We start from the raw sequence: 15,052 nt of genomic DNA, 5'->3' as shown, positions 1-15,052 counted from the left end.
TCGCACGGGGCTTCCGGTATGTGGGTGGCGCGGGTGTTGCTGCATGCGCATCTGTGACGGGAAGCAAACTGCTTGTCACGCAACACCCGATGAGAGTGGTCAGGAGAACTTTGCAGTCACGGACCGCGATGCGTCGCGCCGCTTCGTTGCAACGCGCAACGCGAACGTAACCAGCACGACGACGGGCAGCCAGCACAGAAACACGCCCGGCAACCCGACGCTCGGCACGAGCGCGCTGCCAGCCAGCGGGCCGCAGAACGCGCCCGTCATCGACGCGAGGTTGTAGAGGCTCGACACCTGGCTCTTGTCGGCCGGGTGACGGCCGAGGCGCTGCATGTTGACGAGATGCAGCAGCGACGAGCCGGCGCACAGCGCGGCGAGCCCCGCGCCGACGACCCATGCGTCATGGGCGAGACCCAGCGCGAGCAATCCGGCCACGGCGCCGGCGAGACTGAGCGCGTGGCAGCGGCGCGCGGTCATCCGCTGCGCGACATGCCCAAGCCCGAACAGCGCGATCACCGCGACGACGCCCTGCAGCGTCAGCAGCGCGACGGCTTTCGTTTGCGACAGCCCGAGCGACTGGATCGCCAGCACCACCGTATACGCACCGGCGAGCGAACGGGTCGCGCTGTTCACGGCTTCCAGCACGAGCTGCTGGCGCACGTCGTGACTCCACGCGAGCGCCAGCAACGCGCGCAGGCCACCGGGTTCAGGCGGCGCACCGCGCGCCGCGGGCTCCGCATCGCCGAGCAGCGTCCGGCTGAACAGCGCCATGCCCGCGAAGCTCGCGGATGCCACGCAGAACGTCGCGACCGCGCCGTGCGCGCCGAGCAGCCCGCTCGCGAGCCACGGCCCGACCATGCCGGTGCCGACCGACATCGCCGCACGGTACCAGCCGGCGCGTGCGAGGCCGATCTGCGCGAGACGCGCGAGGAACACGCCGTTGATCGACACGATCCGGAACGGGATGCACAGCCCGATCGACACTTGCGTGAGCGCGATCAGCGACCATGCGCCGGTAAACGGCACGACGAGATTGAGCAGCATCGGCCCCATGCTCGCGACGAAGTACACGCGTCGCGCGCCGTAGCGGGCGACAAGCAGCCCGGCCGGTAGCGTCATCAGCGCGATGCCGAGCGGCTCCATCGCCGCGATGATGCCGAGCCGTGCGCTGTCGACGCCGAGCGCGAGCGCGTACAGCGTCGTCGCGAGCTGCGCCATGCTGATCGTCGTGCCGCTCGCGAGCGCCAGCAGCATGAAGCCGCCGGTGAAGCGCTCGCGCCGCCATGCGTCGGCGACGCGTGCCGATGCGCTCACCGCGCGGCGTCGCGAGACCGCGTCGCGATGCCGTCGAGTGCGCGCCGGTCGATCCACGCGCGCACGTCGAAGTCGGCCGGCAGGAAGCGCCATTCGACGAGGAAGCGCTTGAAATCGTCGAGCGCGGCGATCGACGCTTCGTCGAGATCCGTGCGCAGCCGCCGGTGCACGTCCGCACCGTACGCGAGCCGCAGCCAGTCATGGCCCGATCCCGTCTCGCGGCCGAGATAGCCGAGCACGTCCTGCTCGTGCTCGCGCGCCCAGCCTTCGACATCGGTCACGCGCGCGAGGAAGCGGCTGACGATGTCGGGATGCCGGTCGAGCGTCGACGCATTGACGGTCAGCGGCCGCGGCGACCCGTTGTTGATGCGGATCTGCGGATCGGGATGAAAACCGATGTCGATCACCGCCTGCGCGCCGATCAGGTGCGCGGTTTCGAGCCCGAGCGAGCCCTTCACGTAGATCGCGTCGACCTCGCCGCGCACGAGCGCGGCCGCTTCGGCCGCATAGAGCCGGCGGCTCGACAGGCTCGCGGGATGGCTGAAGGCCGCGTCGCGCGTCGCCGGTGTCGACACCGGTGCGCGCAGGTTCGACGCGGGCACGTCGACCCATTCGACGTCGGCAGGGCCGAGCCCGTCGAGCGACAGCGCGCTGACGAAGCCGCGCAGCGCCGCCGCGCGGAAGATGTCGATGCGCTCGCCGTCGCGGCGCGGCAGGCCGATGCGGCGCCCGCGCAGGTCCTTCGGCCGCTTCAGGCCGCTTTCCGGCAGCGCGACGATCGCCTGCGCCTCGTCGACCCAGGTCAGCGCGACCACGCGCGTCTCGGCGCCGGCCGCGCGCGCCCACAGCGCGGGAATGCTGCCGCCCTGCCGGAATGCGTTGTCGAGCGAATGATCGACGTGCGCGTGATGCAGTGCCGCGTGCTGGCTCTCCTGCAGCGCGCGCACGGTGATGCCGTCGCCGGCGAATTCGCTGTCGAGCCAGCCGAGATGCGCGGCGATGCCGAGCGGCGTCGGCACCGGACAGCGTGTGTACCAGATCGACTGGACGTTGGAGGAAGCCGTGATGCTCATGGATGCGTTCTTGGAGGGAGTCGTGAACCGCGCGTCAGCCGCGCGGCGCGGTGAGCACCGACAGCCGCGTGATGCCCGCATGCTCGATCGCGGCCATCAGCTTCGCGACCGTGCCGTACGGCACGTGCTCGTCGGCCTGCAGGTCGAGCGCGACGTCGGGCCGGCCGGCCTTCAGCGCGGCCAGCTCGGCCGGCACCGCGGAGAGCGCGACCGCCCGCTTGTCGAGATACACGACGCCCTTGTCGTCGACGCTCACGGTGACGTTCGGCTTGCGATCGGCCGGCGCCGTGGCGACGGTGTTCGGCAGATTCACGTGCACCGCGTTGTTCAGCAGCGGGGCCGTGACGATGAAGGCGACGAGCAGCACGAGCATCACGTCGACGAGCGGCGTGATGTTGATTTCGCTGAGCACGTCGTCGTTGTCGGAGGAAGAGGAGAAGGCCATTATGCGAAGGCCTCCTGACGGGTGTCGCCGGCACGGCGTGCCGGCGCGGGCGCGGCGGCGGCGGCCGGCACGCGGAAGCCGGCCTTCTGCGCGAGCGTGACGAAATCGGTGGCGAACGCGTCGAGGTCGGCCGACGCGGCCTTCACGCGGCGCACGAAGAAGTTGTACGCGAGCACGGCCGGCACGGCGACCGCGATGCCGATCCCGGTCGCGACGAGCGCCTCGCCGATCGGCCCGGCCACGACGTCGATGCTCGCCGACGCGCTGTGCGTGATCGCGGTCAGCGCATGGATGATGCCGAATACGGTGCCGAACAGGCCGACGAACGGCGCGGTGCTGCCGATCGACGCGAGCACCGCCAGCCCCGCCTCCTCGCGCCGGCGCGCGTTGTGGATCTGCTGCCGGAGATGCCGTTCGAGCAGGTCGTGGCGGCTCCAGCTGTGTTCGAGGTCGTGCGCGCTGCTCTCGTCGGCGCGCCGCAGCGCGTCGAAGCCCGTCGCGGCGAGTTCGCCCACCGGGCTGTTCGCGCCGTCGAGCGCGGCCGCCTCGTGGAAGCTGTTCGCCGCCCAGAACGCGCTGACGTAGCGCCGGTTGCGCGCGCTCGCCCGCAGGCTCTGGATCGCCTTCACGACGATCAGCGTCCACGTGACGACGGAGAAGACGACGAGCAGCCAGAGCGCGCCCTGGACGATAAAGGTGGTCGGAATACCGTTCATGATGTGAGTTCCTTTGAAAATGTGGCGGGCTGCCCGGCGGGTCAGCCCAGCTTGAAATCGATCGGCACGTTGACCCAGCCGTCGACCGCTTCGTCGCCGCGCTTCGCGGGCACGAACGTCCAGCGCTTCACGGCGGCCACCGCCGCCGTGTCGAGCATGCGGCGGCCGCTGCTCGTGCGGACCTCGACGGAATCGGGTGAGCCGTTCGCGAGCACGTGCACGCGCAGCACGACGCGCCCTTCCCAGCCCTGGTCCTGCGCGAACGCCGGATAGTCGGGCGCCGGGTTGCGCAGGTAGGCCGCGTCGCCGATCGGTGCGGTTTCGCGTACCGGCGCGGCAGGTGCGGCCGGCGCGGGAGCCGGCGTGGCCGGCGCGGCGGCGGCCGGTGCCGCCGTCGCAGGGGCCGCCTCGCGGGTGACTTGCGGCGCGGCAGCGGGCGCCGGCGCCGGATGCGCGACGGCCGCACGCGGCTTCGGCGGGGTCGGCGCCTGCTTCAACGGCTTCGGCGGCACTGCCGGCGGCACTGCCGGCGGCACTGCCGGCGGCGGCGGATGCGCGGCCTGCGGCAACGGTTCGGGCGGCCGCGTCAGTTCGACCGTCAACGGCTGCGGCCGCGGCGGCTGCACGGGCGGCGCGGCTGGTGTGCGCGCGGCCAGCAACGCGACACCTGCATGCAGCGCCGTGACGGCGAGCGCAATCGCACCCGTGACGCGCCACGCGCCCGGCTTCGCCTTCGGCGCATCCGGCCGTGCCGACGGCGAAGCGGACGGCGGACGCGCGACCGCCGCCGCCCCGCTCGCACCCGCACGCGGCGCAGCACGCGCCGCATGCCGGCGCGCAGGCGGCACGCCGTATTCGATCGTCAGACCTGTCATGCTCGACTCCTTGCAATGACGCGCCGCGGCGCGCTACGCAACCCACGCATGGCGTTGCCGGTCGATGCGCGTGAACGGCGCCGGGTCGATCCACGCGCGCGCATCGAAATCCTGTTCGAGAAAGCCCCATTCGACGAGGAAATCCTTGAACGCGACCAGCCCGTCGATCGACGTCTGCGCGAGCCCCGTCTCCAGATGGCGGTGCACGTCCGCGCCGTACGCATAGCGCACCCACTCGTCGGACGCGCGCGTCTCGCGGCCGATATACGCAACCGTCTCCGCCGGATGGCGCGCGGCCCAGTCGCCCGCCCCCACCACCACCGACAGGAAGCGGCTCACGAGATCGGGGCGCGCGTCGATCAGCGCGCGATCGACGGTCAGCGTGCGCGGCGTGCCGTTGCCGATCCGCACGAGCGGATCGGGGTGCGCGCCGAGATCGATGACGACCTGTGCATCGATCAGATGCACGGTCTCGAGCCCTTCGACGCCTTTCACGAACACCGCGTCGACCTCGCCGCGCACGAGCGCCGCGATCTCGATCCCGTACTCGTGCGGGCCGCGCGCAAACGATGCGGGCCCGGTGCGACGTTCACGTTCGTCGGGCAGGTCGACCCATTCGGCGTCGCCGTGCCCGAGCCCTTCCAGTTCGAGCGCGCTCAGGAAGCCTTTCAGCGCGGCCGCCCGCCAGAAGTCGATGCTGATCGGATGGCGCGGCAACCCGAGCCGCCGGCCGCGCAGATCGCGCACCGAGCGAATGCCGCGATCGGGCAACGTGACGATCGCCTGGAATTCGTTGGTCCACGACAGGCCGATCACGCGCGTATCGGCGCCGCGCGCCCGCGCCCACAGCGCGGGAATGTTGCCGCCCTGCCGGAACGAGTGCGGCAGGCTGTGATCGAAATGCGATTCGCGCTTGCCGGCATCGGCCGTCTCCTGCAGCGAATTCAGCGTGATGCCGTCCGGCCCGAACTCCTCGTCGAACCAGCCGCGATGCACGGCGATGCCGAGCGCGGTCGGCACCGGGCAGCGCGTGTACCAGAGTGCGTCGCAGGCCGTGGCCTGCGCAGCGAGTGTCGTCATGGTGAATGTCCTTGTCGATGTCGTTGGATGGCGCGGCAATGCCGTCGCGCTCATGCGCCGGCCACGCGCAGCGCCGCCTGCGTGCCGCGCGCGTTCAGCGCGCCGTCGACGAGCGGCAGCACTTCCTCGCCCACGCGGTACGCCTCCTCGAGATGCGGGTTGCTCGCGAGAATGAACGTCGACACGCCGATGTCGACGTACTCCGCGAGCCGCTCGGCCACCTGCTCGTGGCTGCCGACGATCACGCAGCCGGGGCCGCCACGAATCTGCGACATCCCGGCCCACAGGTTCGGGCCGACGATCAGGTCGTCGAAGTGCTGCGTGTTGCCCTGGTGCAGCGCGAACTGGCGTTTCGCGCCGACCGACTCCGACGATTCGCCGCGCCCGCCGAAGCCGCCGCGCGTCGCGTCGCCCACCGTCGCGAACATCTGCCGCAACTCGGCCCACGCCTGCTCCTCGGTCTCGCGCGCCAGGATGTCGATGCGCATGCCGAAGCGCAGGTCGCGCTCGGCGTGCTGGCGGTCAAGCGCGCGGCGCGCCGCATCGATCACTTCCTTCTGTTTCGCGAGCGGTTCGCCCCAGCTCAGGTGCACGTCGCCGTGCTTCGCGGCAACCGCGAGCGCGGCGTCGCTCGCGCCGGCCAGGTAGATGCGCGGCGGCTTCTGGCCGCTCAGCGGCGGCAGCAGGCCGCCGGCTTCGACGCGGTAGAAGCGGCCGTCGAACGTGAACGGTTCGCCGGCCGCGACGCCCTTCACGACATCGAGGAATTCGTCGGTGCGCGCATAGCGGCTGTCGTGATCGATGAAGTCGCCGTACGCACGCTGGTCGGGGCCGCCGCCGCCCGTGACGACGTTCCACTCGACGCGCCCACGGCTGATCCGCTGCAGGCTCGCGGCCATCTGCGCCGCATAGACCGGGTGCACGAAATGCGGCTGCAGCGCGATCAGGAGCCGCAGCCGGCGCGTCTCGCGCGCCAGCGCGGCCGCCACGACCCACGGTTCCTCGGTAAAACGAAAGATCGGAATCAGCGCGCCGTGGAAGCCGGCGATATCGGCCGCGCGCGCGACCTGCGACAGATAGTCGATGTAGCCGAAATCGTCGTCGTCGACTTTCGGCGCGACGCGCGATGCGCGCTGGCGGTTCCATTCGCCGCGCGTATGCAGGTCGTGCGCGCGCCGGCCGTCGCCATGCATCGGCAGGCGCCACAAAAATTCAACAGCCATCGGAGTTCTCCTGGTCGGGCCATTCGGATTGCGTGCGGCATCGCCGTGCCGCGCGTGTGCTGCGCTGTAAAGCACGCGGTGTGCCAACGCGCTCGCCGCTGCGCGAACGTGGTCGCCGGCGATCCCGCGCATTGCCTTGCATACCGGGCGTCAGCGGCAATCGAATCGCCTGCGTTCGCGGTCGTCCATACCGCCGCGACACGCCCGTATCGCGCTGCTGCACCGCCCCCACTGCTGCTGCGCGCGCAACAGCAGCCGACGCGACTGTTGCTGGCGCAACAGGCCCTGCATCGGTACGCGCACCGCTCCTCCCGCGCGATGCCCGCGCCGCGTGCGGCCGCGCCGTTTCCGTTCACTGGCCCGGAACTTGCAACGTTGACCGGCCCGCGCGTGCGACACCGCGACACCGTGCGCGACCGGGCTTCAACCATGCTTACGCAGAGAGGGAATCTCACCCATGACAGACAGGCCCGATTCGTCATCGGACAAGCAGCAGACGTTCTGGTACGCCCGGTCGCCCGTGCCGACCCCGCTCGGCATCGCCGTGCATCTCGGCTGGCTCAACGGCGAGACGTCGGCCGACGGCGTCGCGATCCGCTCGCCGCGCGGCGCCACGCGGCACGACGTGTCGTCGATCAGCGATCACACGCTCGCGCAGTCGTTCCGCCAGGGCGGCAGCATCCCCGCGATGTGGGCGCGCTCGAACGGCGCGAACACGCGCGTGATCGGGCTGTCGTGGGTCGACGAATCGCAGTTGATCCTCGCGCGGCCCGAGTCGGGCATCCGCTCGGTGAAGGCCCTGCGCGGGCGCCGCATCGCGATCCCGAGCCGCCCCGACGACCGCATCGACATCTTTCGCGCGTCGGCGCTGCGCGGCTTCGTCAACGCGTTGAGCCTCGACGGGCTGACCACGCGCGACGTCGAGCTCGTCGACGTGCGCGCCCGCACGCTGCAGGCCGTCGGGCCGGCGCGCGCGGCGGACCTGTTCGCGTCGCCGCACGGCTTTTCGAGCCGCGCGCTGTACGCGGCCGAAGCCGGCGCGCTGCTGCGCGGCGAGGTCGACGCGATCTACGTGAAGGGCTCGACCGGCCTCGAGATCGCGCAGCTGATCGGCGCGCACGTCGTGATCGACATCGGCTTTCATCCGGAGCGCACGATCCGCAACAACAACGGCACGCCGCGCCCGTTGACCGTCAACGCGGACGTGCTCGCGAATCATCCGGACATCGTCGCCGGCTTCCTGAAGCTCGTGGTCGCGGCCGGCGACTGGGCCGGCACGCATCCCGACGAAACCGCGCATTACGTGGCCGGCGAGACCGCGTCGTCGATCGACTGGGTCCGCGCCGCGTACGGCAACCAGCTGCACCGGCACCTCGGTGTCAACCTCGACGACGAATCGGTCGCCGCGCTCGACGACTTCAAGACGTTCCTGCACGACCACGGCTTTCTCGAAGCCGACTTCGACGTCGCCGACTGGATCGACCCGCGCCCGCTCGCCGACGTGCTGCGGCCATCGCTGCAGAAGCGCGCGTGAGCCCCTTTTCCGCCTACCGTTCCCGACCATCATGAAACATACGCTCTCCCTCGCCGCGCTGCGCCGCCCGCTGCACGCGCTGTTCGCCGCGCTGCCGTTCGTCGCGGCATCGCTCGTCGCACCGGCCGCGCATGCGGACGACGCGCCCAAGGTCGTGCGGATCGCCGTCGTCGCCTATTCGAGCGGCGGCAAGACGCAATACGCGGGCGCATCGGCGCTAATCGACGCCGACAAGTCGCTCGAGAAGGCGCTCGCCGCGCGGCACGTGAAACTGCAATGGGTACCCGTGTCGACCGCGGCGGTCGGCACGCTCGTGAACGAGGCGTTCACGAACGGCAGCATCGATTTCGCCGGCTACGGCGATCTGCCGTCGGTCGTCGTCAACGCGTCGGGCACCCATACGCGGCTGATCGTGCCGGGCGGTGTCGGCAGCAACACGTATCTCGTCGTGCCGGCCGGCTCGACCGCGAAATCGATCGTCGACCTGAAAGGCAAGCGCATCGCGCTCAATCGCGGCCGGCCGTGGGAAGTCACGTTCAGCAAGCTGCTCGCCGAGAACGGGCTGAAGCTGTCCGATTTCAAGATCTACAACCTCGACCCGCAGGCCGGCGCGGCGGCCGTCGCGGCCGGCCGCGTGGACGGCTTCTTCACGCTGTCCGACGCGTATTCGCTCGTCGACAAGCAGGTCGGCAAGATCATCTGGTCGACCAAGACCGCGCCCGACGACTGGAAGATGCGCGCGGAACTGTGGGCGTCCGACGATTTCGTGCGGCGCTACCCCGACCTCACGCAGCTCGTCGCGACGGCCTACGTGCGTGCCGCCCACTGGATCTCGCAGCCGCAGAACCGCGATGCGTACGTGAAGATCCTGAGCGCGTCCGGCCAGCCGGAAAGCATCGTGCGCCGCGAATACGCGGATGAGGCGACGCCGTGGAAGGACCAATGGGCGCCGCTCTTCACGCCCGCGCTGACCGGCCACTACCGCGACGTCATCGCGTACAGCCGCCAGGCCGGCCTGACGTCCACGCCGGTCGACGTGAACGCGCTGCTCGCGCCGACGTTCGTATCGACCGCGCTCAAGCAGCTCGGGCTCGACGGCTACTGGCGCACCGACGCGGCGCGCGTCGCGAGCCGTTGATGCCGATGCATGCCCTCGCGTCGACCGGCGCACGCGCGCTCCGCCTGCCCGGACTCGCACGGCTCGGCGGCATCGCGCTGTGGTGGGCCACGCCCGTCGCGTTCGTCGCGCTGTGGTGGCTCGCGAGCGCGCAGCGCTGGTTTCCGCCGCAGCTCGTCGTACCGCCCGAGCGGCTTGCGGCAACGCTGCGCACGCTGCTCGACACCGGCGAACTGCGCGACAACCTGCTGATCACGCTGCATCGCCTCGCGCTCGGCTTCGCGATCGGCGCGACCGGCGGTGCCGCGTTCGGCATCCTGCTCGCGCGCAGCCGGCCGTTCGCCGATTACCTGCGGCCGACGTTCGACCTGCTGCGGCAAGTGCCGACGCTCACGCTGATTCCGCTGCTGATCCTGCTGATCGGCGTCGACGAGCCGCTGAAGCTCGTCGTCGTCGGCAAGGCCGTGTTCTTTCCGGTCGCGCTGGCCGCGTACACGGGCGTGCACGACGCGCCGCGCGACCTCGTCGAGATGGCGCGGCACTACGGGCTCGGCCGCTTCGCGCTGCTGCGCGACGTGCTACTGCCGGCCGCGTTGCCACCGCTGCTGACCGGCGTGCGGATCGCGCTCGCGCGCGCGTGGCTCGCGCTCGTCGCGGTCGAGCTGCTCAGCGCCGACAGCGGGATCGGCCAGATGATGGAACTGGCGCGGCAGATGCTGCGGCTCGACGTCGTACTCATCGACGTCGCCGTGATCGGGCTGATCGGCTTCGCGATCGACCGGTCGATCGCGCTCGTGCAACGCTACGCATTGCGCTGGCAGACGCCCGCGCGCTGAACGAACAGGTATCCGAATGACCCTCGCCATCCCCTCATTCTCGTTCGCCGCGCTGCGCCGTCGTGCGCGCGGCCTCGTCGTGCCGGCCCTGCTGGTCGCCGCCTGGCAATCCGCGTCGTCCGGCGACGCGGCCCATCAATACGCGTTCGTACCGTTGCAACAGGTGGGCGCCGCGCTCGTCGAACTCGCGCGTAGCGGCGAACTCGCCACCGATCTCGGCGCGAGCCTGCGCCGCACGACGCTCGGCCTCGCGGCCGGCGTCGCGGTCGGGCTCCTGTTCGGCGCGGCGATGGCGCGCTCGACGCTCGCGCGCAAGCTCGGCGAGCCGGCGTTCCAGGCGCTGCGCTACGTGCCGCTGCTCGGGCTGATTCCGCTGCTGAGCCTGTGGGCCGGCACCGGCGAATTCGCGAAGGTGTTCATCATCGCGCTCGCCGCGTTCTACCCGATGACCACCGCCAGCTTCGACGGGCTGCGCCGCGTCGATCCGCGCTACGTCGAACTCGCGCAGTCGTATCGCCTGACGCGCATCGGCCTGTGGCGCGACGTGCTGATCCCGGGCGCGCTGCCCGACCTGTTCGCGGGCGTGTTGCAGGCCGTGCCGTTCGCATGGATCACCGCGACCAGCAGCGAGCTGCTGTTCAACGCGGGTGCGGGTGTCGGCAGCCTGATGCAGAACGCGCAGGCCGGCGCACGTGCCGACGTGTTGCTGGTCTGCGTGCTGGGCGTGACGGCGCTTGCCGTCGGCATGAGTGCGCTATGCGAGCGAATCGCGCAGCGTGCGCTGCGCTGGCGCGATCACGCCTGACGGCGCAGCCGCGCGTCGGCGTCGGCGTCGCCCGCGTCGCGCGGCTTCAGGATGCCGAGCTGCGCGAGCCGCGCGCGCACGATGTTGCGCGACTGGTCGAGCAGGCGCGACATGCGCAGCTGGTTGTGGTCGCTGTAGTCGAACACGCTGCGGTAGACGGTGTCCTCGATGTGCTGCCACAGCGCCGGCGTGCCGAGATCCAGCAGTTCGATCACCGCGTGGCGCAGCGCATCGGTGGCCTCGGCCACGTCGCGCGCCCGGCGCGGCGGTGCCGCCGCGGTGCTGCGCGGATCACCGGCATCGGGCGCCAGCGACAGCGCGGAAAACTGCAGGTCGCTCACGTCGATCGCGCCGCCCGCGCAGATCAGCACCGCGTGGTGGATCACGTTCTCGAGTTCGCGGATGTTGCCGGGCCATGCGTGCGCATGCAGCCGGGCGCGCGCGGCGTCCGTGAGCGTCGGCGCGGCCACGCGCAGCCGCTTCGCGTAGGTGTCGATGAAGTGTTCGATCAGCGGCGCGATGTCGCCGGGCCGCTCGCGCAGCGGCAACAGGCTCAGCTTCACGACGTTGAGCCGGTAGTACAGATCCTCACGGAAATTGCCCGCGCGCACCGCGGCTTCGAGATTCACGTTGGTGGCCGCGACGAGCCGCACGTCGATCTTCACGGTCTTGCGCGAGCCGACCGGCGTCACTTCGCGCTCCTGCAGCACGCGCAGCAGCTTCACCTGCGCGGACAGCGGCAGGTCGCCCACCTCGTCGAGAAACAGCGTGCCGCGATTCGCGGATTCGAACCAGCCGGGCTGGCTGTTGATCGCGCCGGTGAACGCGCCGCGCTCGTGGCCGAACAGCTCGCTCTCGATCAGCGTCTCGGAGAATGCGCCGCAGTTGACCGCGACGAACGGGCCGTCGCGGCGCTCGCTCAGCGAATGCACGAGGCGCGCGATCAGCTCCTTGCCGGTGCCGCTCTCGCCGGTGACGAGCACGGTCGCGTCGCTGGGCGCGACGAGCTGGATGCGCTCGAGCAGCACCCGCGATTTGGGATCGTCGAACGTCAGCGCCTTCGCACGAATCGTGATCGCATGCGAAGTCGGGTCCGGCAAGCTGAAGATGGCCATGGCACGACCGGCGTGTTGAACGGGGAAGGTTCGACGATAGCAAGGCGCGCGCCGGCCACGAACCAATTCATCGAGCTATCGGTATGACGGCGGCCGGATTGCGCCGGCCGCGGCACGAGGTCACGCGAGACCGGTCATCTTCCATTGCTGCTCGAGCGCGCCCGGCCCGAATTCGAGCGAGCCGCCGAGCGGTTCCGCGAGCGCCTGGAAATACGCGGCTTCCTCGAGGATCAGGATGTACTTCGACACGTCGAGGATCGATTTGCCCCAGAACGTCGCACCGCCGTTCGCCTCGATGATCGCCGGCACCTCGGGGTCGCGGCGGATCGTGTCCACGATGAAGCGAGGCTCGCCGGGACGGCGATCGACGTACACCGGAATCTCGCGGGCGCGTGTGTAGCGCGCGGCCGGCGCATAGCGGATCGGCAGCGGGCGATGCGCGCTCGCCCAGGCGCCGAGGTACGGGCCATGCACGTGGATCACGACGCCGACTTCCGGCGCCTCGCGGAACACGTCCGCATAGCGCGGCCCGTTGCCGCCCGCGCGCGCGTCGCCGTGCAGCACGTTGCCGTCGAACGTCACGACGACCGGCTGGATCTCCTGCGACGCGGCCCACGGGCTCGGCGCCGATAGCGCGACGATGAGTTCCGTGCCCGGCACGCGCTGGAACGCCTGGAACGTGTTGGTCGCGGACAGCGTGCGCGTGTCCTTCAGCACGCGCTCGGCCTGCGTGAATTCGCGCGTGGCGCGCTCGACGAATGCCACGAGTTCGCCGCTGTCGATGGTTGAGGTGACGGACATGAGGACGGTTTCCTTGATCGGATGGACGGATGGGCTCACATCGCGATGTCGTGACACCGCGACGCACGGCCACCGGATCAGCAGCAATCGTGCCAGCCGGGCAGGCATGCGTCGAAGGCCCGTGGCGCGGTGCGTGTGCGCTTGGCACGACGCGCGCCGTGCGATCCACGCATGCACCTCTGTTGCGGGAGCAACAACCTGCCGGCCCGGATTGCTGCGCGACACGCAGCCGCCGAGAGCGTGCGCGGCTCGCCGTACGGCGCAGCGGCCCGTCGTGTCTCGCGCCACGCGCCGAACGGCTGCGCTGGTTCGAAACTTGCGTCGTGGTCGGCCCGCGCCGCGCGCTGTCCGGCGCGCCCGATCCGACTTCACCGACACCCATCCGACCATGACGCTCCTCCCCCTGCGCGGCCACGCCGCACGCACGCTGCTGGCTTCGGCGCTCGCCGTCTCGTCTCTCCTCTCGCATGCAGCTTCCCCCGGCCGCGTGCCTGCGCCCGATCCGTTGCAGGGCGACGGCCGCGTGTCCGCGTTCTACACGTGGGATCGCGACATTCCGGCGACGCCCGGCGTGCTGTTGCGCACCGAGCCGCTTCCGGCGACGCTCGGGCTCGCGAGCGCCGGCCGCCAGTTGCGCATCCTCTATGCATCGACCGATGGCGTCGGCGGCCGCACGCCGATCGCCGTATCGGGTGCGCTGTTCGTGCCGCGCGGCACGCCGCCGGCCGGCGGCTGGCCGATCGTCGCGTGGGCGCACGGCACGTTCGGGATGGCCGACATCTGCGCGCCGTCGTGGTTCGGCCGCTCGTATCGCGACGTGCGCTACCTGAACGCGTGGCTTCAGCAAGGGTTCGCGGTCGTCGCGACCGACTACCAGGGGCTCGGCACGCCCGGCCCGAATCCGCAGCTCAACAACCGCTCGAACAGCTACACGCTGCTCGACAGCGTGCGCGCGGTGCTCGGCGGCGTGCCGGGCCTCGCGAACGAGGTCGTGCTCGTCGGCCAGTCGCAAGGCGGCTCGGCCGTGTTCGCGGCGGCTGGCTACGCACCGGCCTATGCGCCCGAACTCGCGATCCGTGCGACCGTGGCCACCGGCACGATCTACAACGCGTCGCCCGCCACGCTCGCGTCGCTACCGAAGTTCGAGAGCGCGTACCGGCGCGATCCCGAGCGCGTCGATCCGACGCTCGCGTACCAGTTCTATTCGGTGCTCTCCGCGCAGCAGATCGACCCGTCGCTGCGCGCGGACGAGGTGCTGACCGACCAGGCATTGCCGATCCTCGAACAGTCGCGCATCAGTTGCCTTGCATCGCTCGAGGACGACGCGGCGCTCGCGCACCTCACGCACGCGAACACGGTCAAGCCCGGCGGCGATGCGCGGCTGAAGGCATGGTGGGACGAATACCTGACGTACCCGACGCTGAAGATCGCCACGCCCGTCTTCATCGGCGCGGGCGCGGACGACGGGCTCGCACCGCTCGAACTCGCGCTTGCAAAGGATGCGTGCGCGGCCGGCACGACGGTCGAGGCGCACCTGTATGCGGGCCGCGAACACAACGGCACCGTGAACGCGTCGCTGGCGGATTCGATTCCGTTCGTGAAGCGCGTGCTCGCCGGCGAGACGATCCGCCCGGTCTGCACGCCCGCCGCCCAGCCAGCCGTTTCGCAATAGCGGAGGCAACGCGCTTTTGCACGACGGCGCGAATGCATTTCGGAATCCGTTATTGGATTGCGCCGCCGCGCATTTTTATACTCGTCAGCACTCTCTGTTAAAGAGTGCCAGCCCAATTCAACAGATCAGCACAGGACGAACCAATGAGCCTACGCCCCTTGCACGACCGCGTGATCGTGAAGCGACTCGACCAGGAAACCACCACCGCATCGGGCATCGTGATCCCCGACAGCGCGGCGGAAAAGCCCGACCAGGGTGAAGTGATCGCCGTCGGCCCCGGCCGCAAGGATACGGACGGCCAGCGCATCGTGCCCGACCTGCAGGTCGGCGAGCGCGTGCTGTTCGGCAAGTACGCGGGCCAGGCCGTCAAGGTGGACGGCAACGAGTTTCTCGTGCTGCGCGAAGAAGACATCGTCGCGGTCGTCAATCAATAACGGAGCGCA

15 protein-coding genes are annotated in these 15,052 nt (G+C 70.4%); 6 read left to right on the top strand and 9 right to left on the bottom strand.

Annotated elements, in window-relative coordinates; genetic code table 11:
* Positions 1-99: 99 nt before the first annotated feature.
* The 7 genes from CFB40_RS20015 to CFB40_RS19985 are packed head-to-tail and all read right to left on the bottom strand — an operon-like array spanning position 100 to position 6,729.
* Positions 100-1,317, bottom strand: coding sequence for an MFS transporter (locus CFB40_RS20015; protein ID WP_089432158.1), 1,218 nt, complete (start codon positions 1,315-1,317; stop codon positions 100-102).
* The gene (locus CFB40_RS20010) at positions 1,314-2,390 is read right to left on the bottom strand and encodes an ABC transporter substrate-binding protein (RefSeq protein ID WP_089432157.1); all 1,077 of its coding nucleotides are present in this window, start codon (positions 2,388-2,390) and stop codon (positions 1,314-1,316) included. The genes CFB40_RS20015 and CFB40_RS20010 overlap by 4 nt, the downstream gene beginning before the upstream one ends.
* Positions 2,391-2,424: 34 nt before the next feature.
* Entirely contained in the window at positions 2,425-2,835 is a 411-nt protein-coding gene (locus CFB40_RS20005) for an ExbD/TolR family protein (protein ID WP_089432156.1), read from the bottom strand.
* Positions 2,835-3,551, bottom strand: coding sequence for a MotA/TolQ/ExbB proton channel family protein (locus CFB40_RS20000; RefSeq protein WP_089428299.1), 717 nt, complete (start codon positions 3,549-3,551; stop codon positions 2,835-2,837). The genes CFB40_RS20005 and CFB40_RS20000 overlap by 1 nt, the downstream gene beginning before the upstream one ends.
* Before the next feature lie 41 nt (positions 3,552-3,592).
* Positions 3,593-4,426: an energy transducer TonB gene (locus tag CFB40_RS19995; protein WP_089432155.1), complete on the bottom strand. Its 834-nt coding sequence runs from the start codon at positions 4,424-4,426 to the stop codon at positions 3,593-3,595.
* 33 nt (positions 4,427-4,459) lie between these two features.
* The gene (locus CFB40_RS19990; RefSeq protein ID WP_089432154.1) at positions 4,460-5,506 is read right to left on the bottom strand and encodes an ABC transporter substrate-binding protein; all 1,047 of its coding nucleotides are present in this window, start codon (positions 5,504-5,506) and stop codon (positions 4,460-4,462) included.
* Between the two features lie 50 nt (positions 5,507-5,556).
* Positions 5,557-6,729, bottom strand: coding sequence for an LLM class flavin-dependent oxidoreductase (locus CFB40_RS19985; protein ID WP_089432153.1), 1,173 nt, complete (start codon positions 6,727-6,729; stop codon positions 5,557-5,559).
* Between the two features lie 457 nt (positions 6,730-7,186).
* Between CFB40_RS19985 and CFB40_RS19980 the strand changes: the two genes are divergently transcribed.
* The 4 genes from CFB40_RS19980 to CFB40_RS19965 are packed head-to-tail and all read left to right on the top strand — an operon-like array spanning position 7,187 to position 11,021.
* Positions 7,187-8,263 (top strand): ABC transporter substrate-binding protein, encoded by a 1,077-nt coding sequence (locus CFB40_RS19980; protein WP_089432152.1) that lies wholly within the window; start codon positions 7,187-7,189, stop codon positions 8,261-8,263.
* Between the two features lie 31 nt (positions 8,264-8,294).
* The gene (locus CFB40_RS19975) at positions 8,295-9,401 is read left to right on the top strand and encodes a PhnD/SsuA/transferrin family substrate-binding protein (protein WP_089432151.1); all 1,107 of its coding nucleotides are present in this window, start codon (positions 8,295-8,297) and stop codon (positions 9,399-9,401) included.
* Positions 9,401-10,216, top strand: a complete 816-nt coding sequence (locus CFB40_RS19970) for an ABC transporter permease (RefSeq protein ID WP_089432150.1) — start codon at positions 9,401-9,403, stop codon at positions 10,214-10,216. Before CFB40_RS19975 ends, CFB40_RS19970 begins: the two co-directional genes overlap by 1 nt.
* A gap of 16 nt (positions 10,217-10,232) precedes the next feature.
* Positions 10,233-11,021 (top strand): ABC transporter permease, encoded by a 789-nt coding sequence (locus tag CFB40_RS19965; protein WP_089428306.1) that lies wholly within the window; start codon positions 10,233-10,235, stop codon positions 11,019-11,021.
* Here the strand turns inward: CFB40_RS19965 and CFB40_RS19960 are convergent.
* Positions 11,012-12,136 (bottom strand): sigma-54 interaction domain-containing protein, encoded by a 1,125-nt coding sequence (locus tag CFB40_RS19960; RefSeq protein ID WP_089428307.1) that lies wholly within the window; start codon positions 12,134-12,136, stop codon positions 11,012-11,014. The genes CFB40_RS19965 and CFB40_RS19960 overlap by 10 nt on opposite strands.
* Before the next feature lie 120 nt (positions 12,137-12,256).
* Positions 12,257-12,937 carry a class II aldolase/adducin family protein gene (locus CFB40_RS19955; RefSeq protein ID WP_089429172.1) on the bottom strand — a complete coding sequence of 227 codons (681 nt, stop codon included), beginning with the start codon at positions 12,935-12,937 and terminating at the stop codon, positions 12,257-12,259.
* Between the two features lie 388 nt (positions 12,938-13,325).
* On the opposite strand from CFB40_RS19955, the gene CFB40_RS19950 reads away from it, so the two are divergent.
* Positions 13,326-14,609, top strand: a complete 1,284-nt coding sequence (locus CFB40_RS19950) for an alpha/beta fold hydrolase (protein WP_089432149.1) — start codon at positions 13,326-13,328, stop codon at positions 14,607-14,609.
* Positions 14,610-14,752: 143 nt separating this feature from the next.
* Positions 14,753-15,043: a co-chaperone GroES gene (locus tag CFB40_RS19945; protein ID WP_011694564.1), complete on the top strand. Its 291-nt coding sequence runs from the start codon at positions 14,753-14,755 to the stop codon at positions 15,041-15,043.
* The last annotated feature ends 9 nt before the right edge of the window (positions 15,044-15,052 follow it).

Source organism: Burkholderia sp. AU31652 (genome assembly GCF_002223155.1).
In the GTDB taxonomy this organism is placed as follows: domain Bacteria; phylum Pseudomonadota; class Gammaproteobacteria; order Burkholderiales; family Burkholderiaceae; genus Burkholderia.
This window is presented reverse-complemented; position numbering and strand designations above follow the sequence as displayed.

What these genes read in the sequence shown, in the direction of transcription:
- CFB40_RS19945 (WP_011694564.1), top strand. Translation starts at nt 14,753, where the DNA reads ATGAGCCTACGCCCCTTGCACGACCGCGTGATCGTGAAGCGACTCGAC.
- CFB40_RS20010 (WP_089432157.1), bottom strand. Translation starts at nt 2,390, where the DNA reads ATGAGCATCACGGCTTCCTCCAACGTCCAGTCGATCTGGTACACACGC.
- CFB40_RS19970 (WP_089432150.1), top strand. Translation starts at nt 9,401, where the DNA reads ATGCCGATGCATGCCCTCGCGTCGACCGGCGCACGCGCGCTCCGCCTG.
- CFB40_RS19975 (WP_089432151.1), top strand. Translation starts at nt 8,295, where the DNA reads ATGAAACATACGCTCTCCCTCGCCGCGCTGCGCCGCCCGCTGCACGCG.
- CFB40_RS19960 (WP_089428307.1), bottom strand. Translation starts at nt 12,136, where the DNA reads ATGGCCATCTTCAGCTTGCCGGACCCGACTTCGCATGCGATCACGATT.
- CFB40_RS19955 (WP_089429172.1), bottom strand. Translation starts at nt 12,937, where the DNA reads ATGTCCGTCACCTCAACCATCGACAGCGGCGAACTCGTGGCATTCGTC.
- CFB40_RS19985 (WP_089432153.1), bottom strand. Translation starts at nt 6,729, where the DNA reads ATGGCTGTTGAATTTTTGTGGCGCCTGCCGATGCATGGCGACGGCCGG.
- CFB40_RS20005 (WP_089432156.1), bottom strand. Translation starts at nt 2,835, where the DNA reads ATGGCCTTCTCCTCTTCCTCCGACAACGACGACGTGCTCAGCGAAATC.
- CFB40_RS20000 (WP_089428299.1), bottom strand. Translation starts at nt 3,551, where the DNA reads ATGAACGGTATTCCGACCACCTTTATCGTCCAGGGCGCGCTCTGGCTG.
- CFB40_RS19995 (WP_089432155.1), bottom strand. Translation starts at nt 4,426, where the DNA reads ATGACAGGTCTGACGATCGAATACGGCGTGCCGCCTGCGCGCCGGCAT.
- CFB40_RS19990 (WP_089432154.1), bottom strand. Translation starts at nt 5,506, where the DNA reads ATGACGACACTCGCTGCGCAGGCCACGGCCTGCGACGCACTCTGGTAC.
- CFB40_RS19965 (WP_089428306.1), top strand. Translation starts at nt 10,233, where the DNA reads ATGACCCTCGCCATCCCCTCATTCTCGTTCGCCGCGCTGCGCCGTCGT.
- CFB40_RS19980 (WP_089432152.1), top strand. Translation starts at nt 7,187, where the DNA reads ATGACAGACAGGCCCGATTCGTCATCGGACAAGCAGCAGACGTTCTGG.
- CFB40_RS19950 (WP_089432149.1), top strand. Translation starts at nt 13,326, where the DNA reads ATGACGCTCCTCCCCCTGCGCGGCCACGCCGCACGCACGCTGCTGGCT.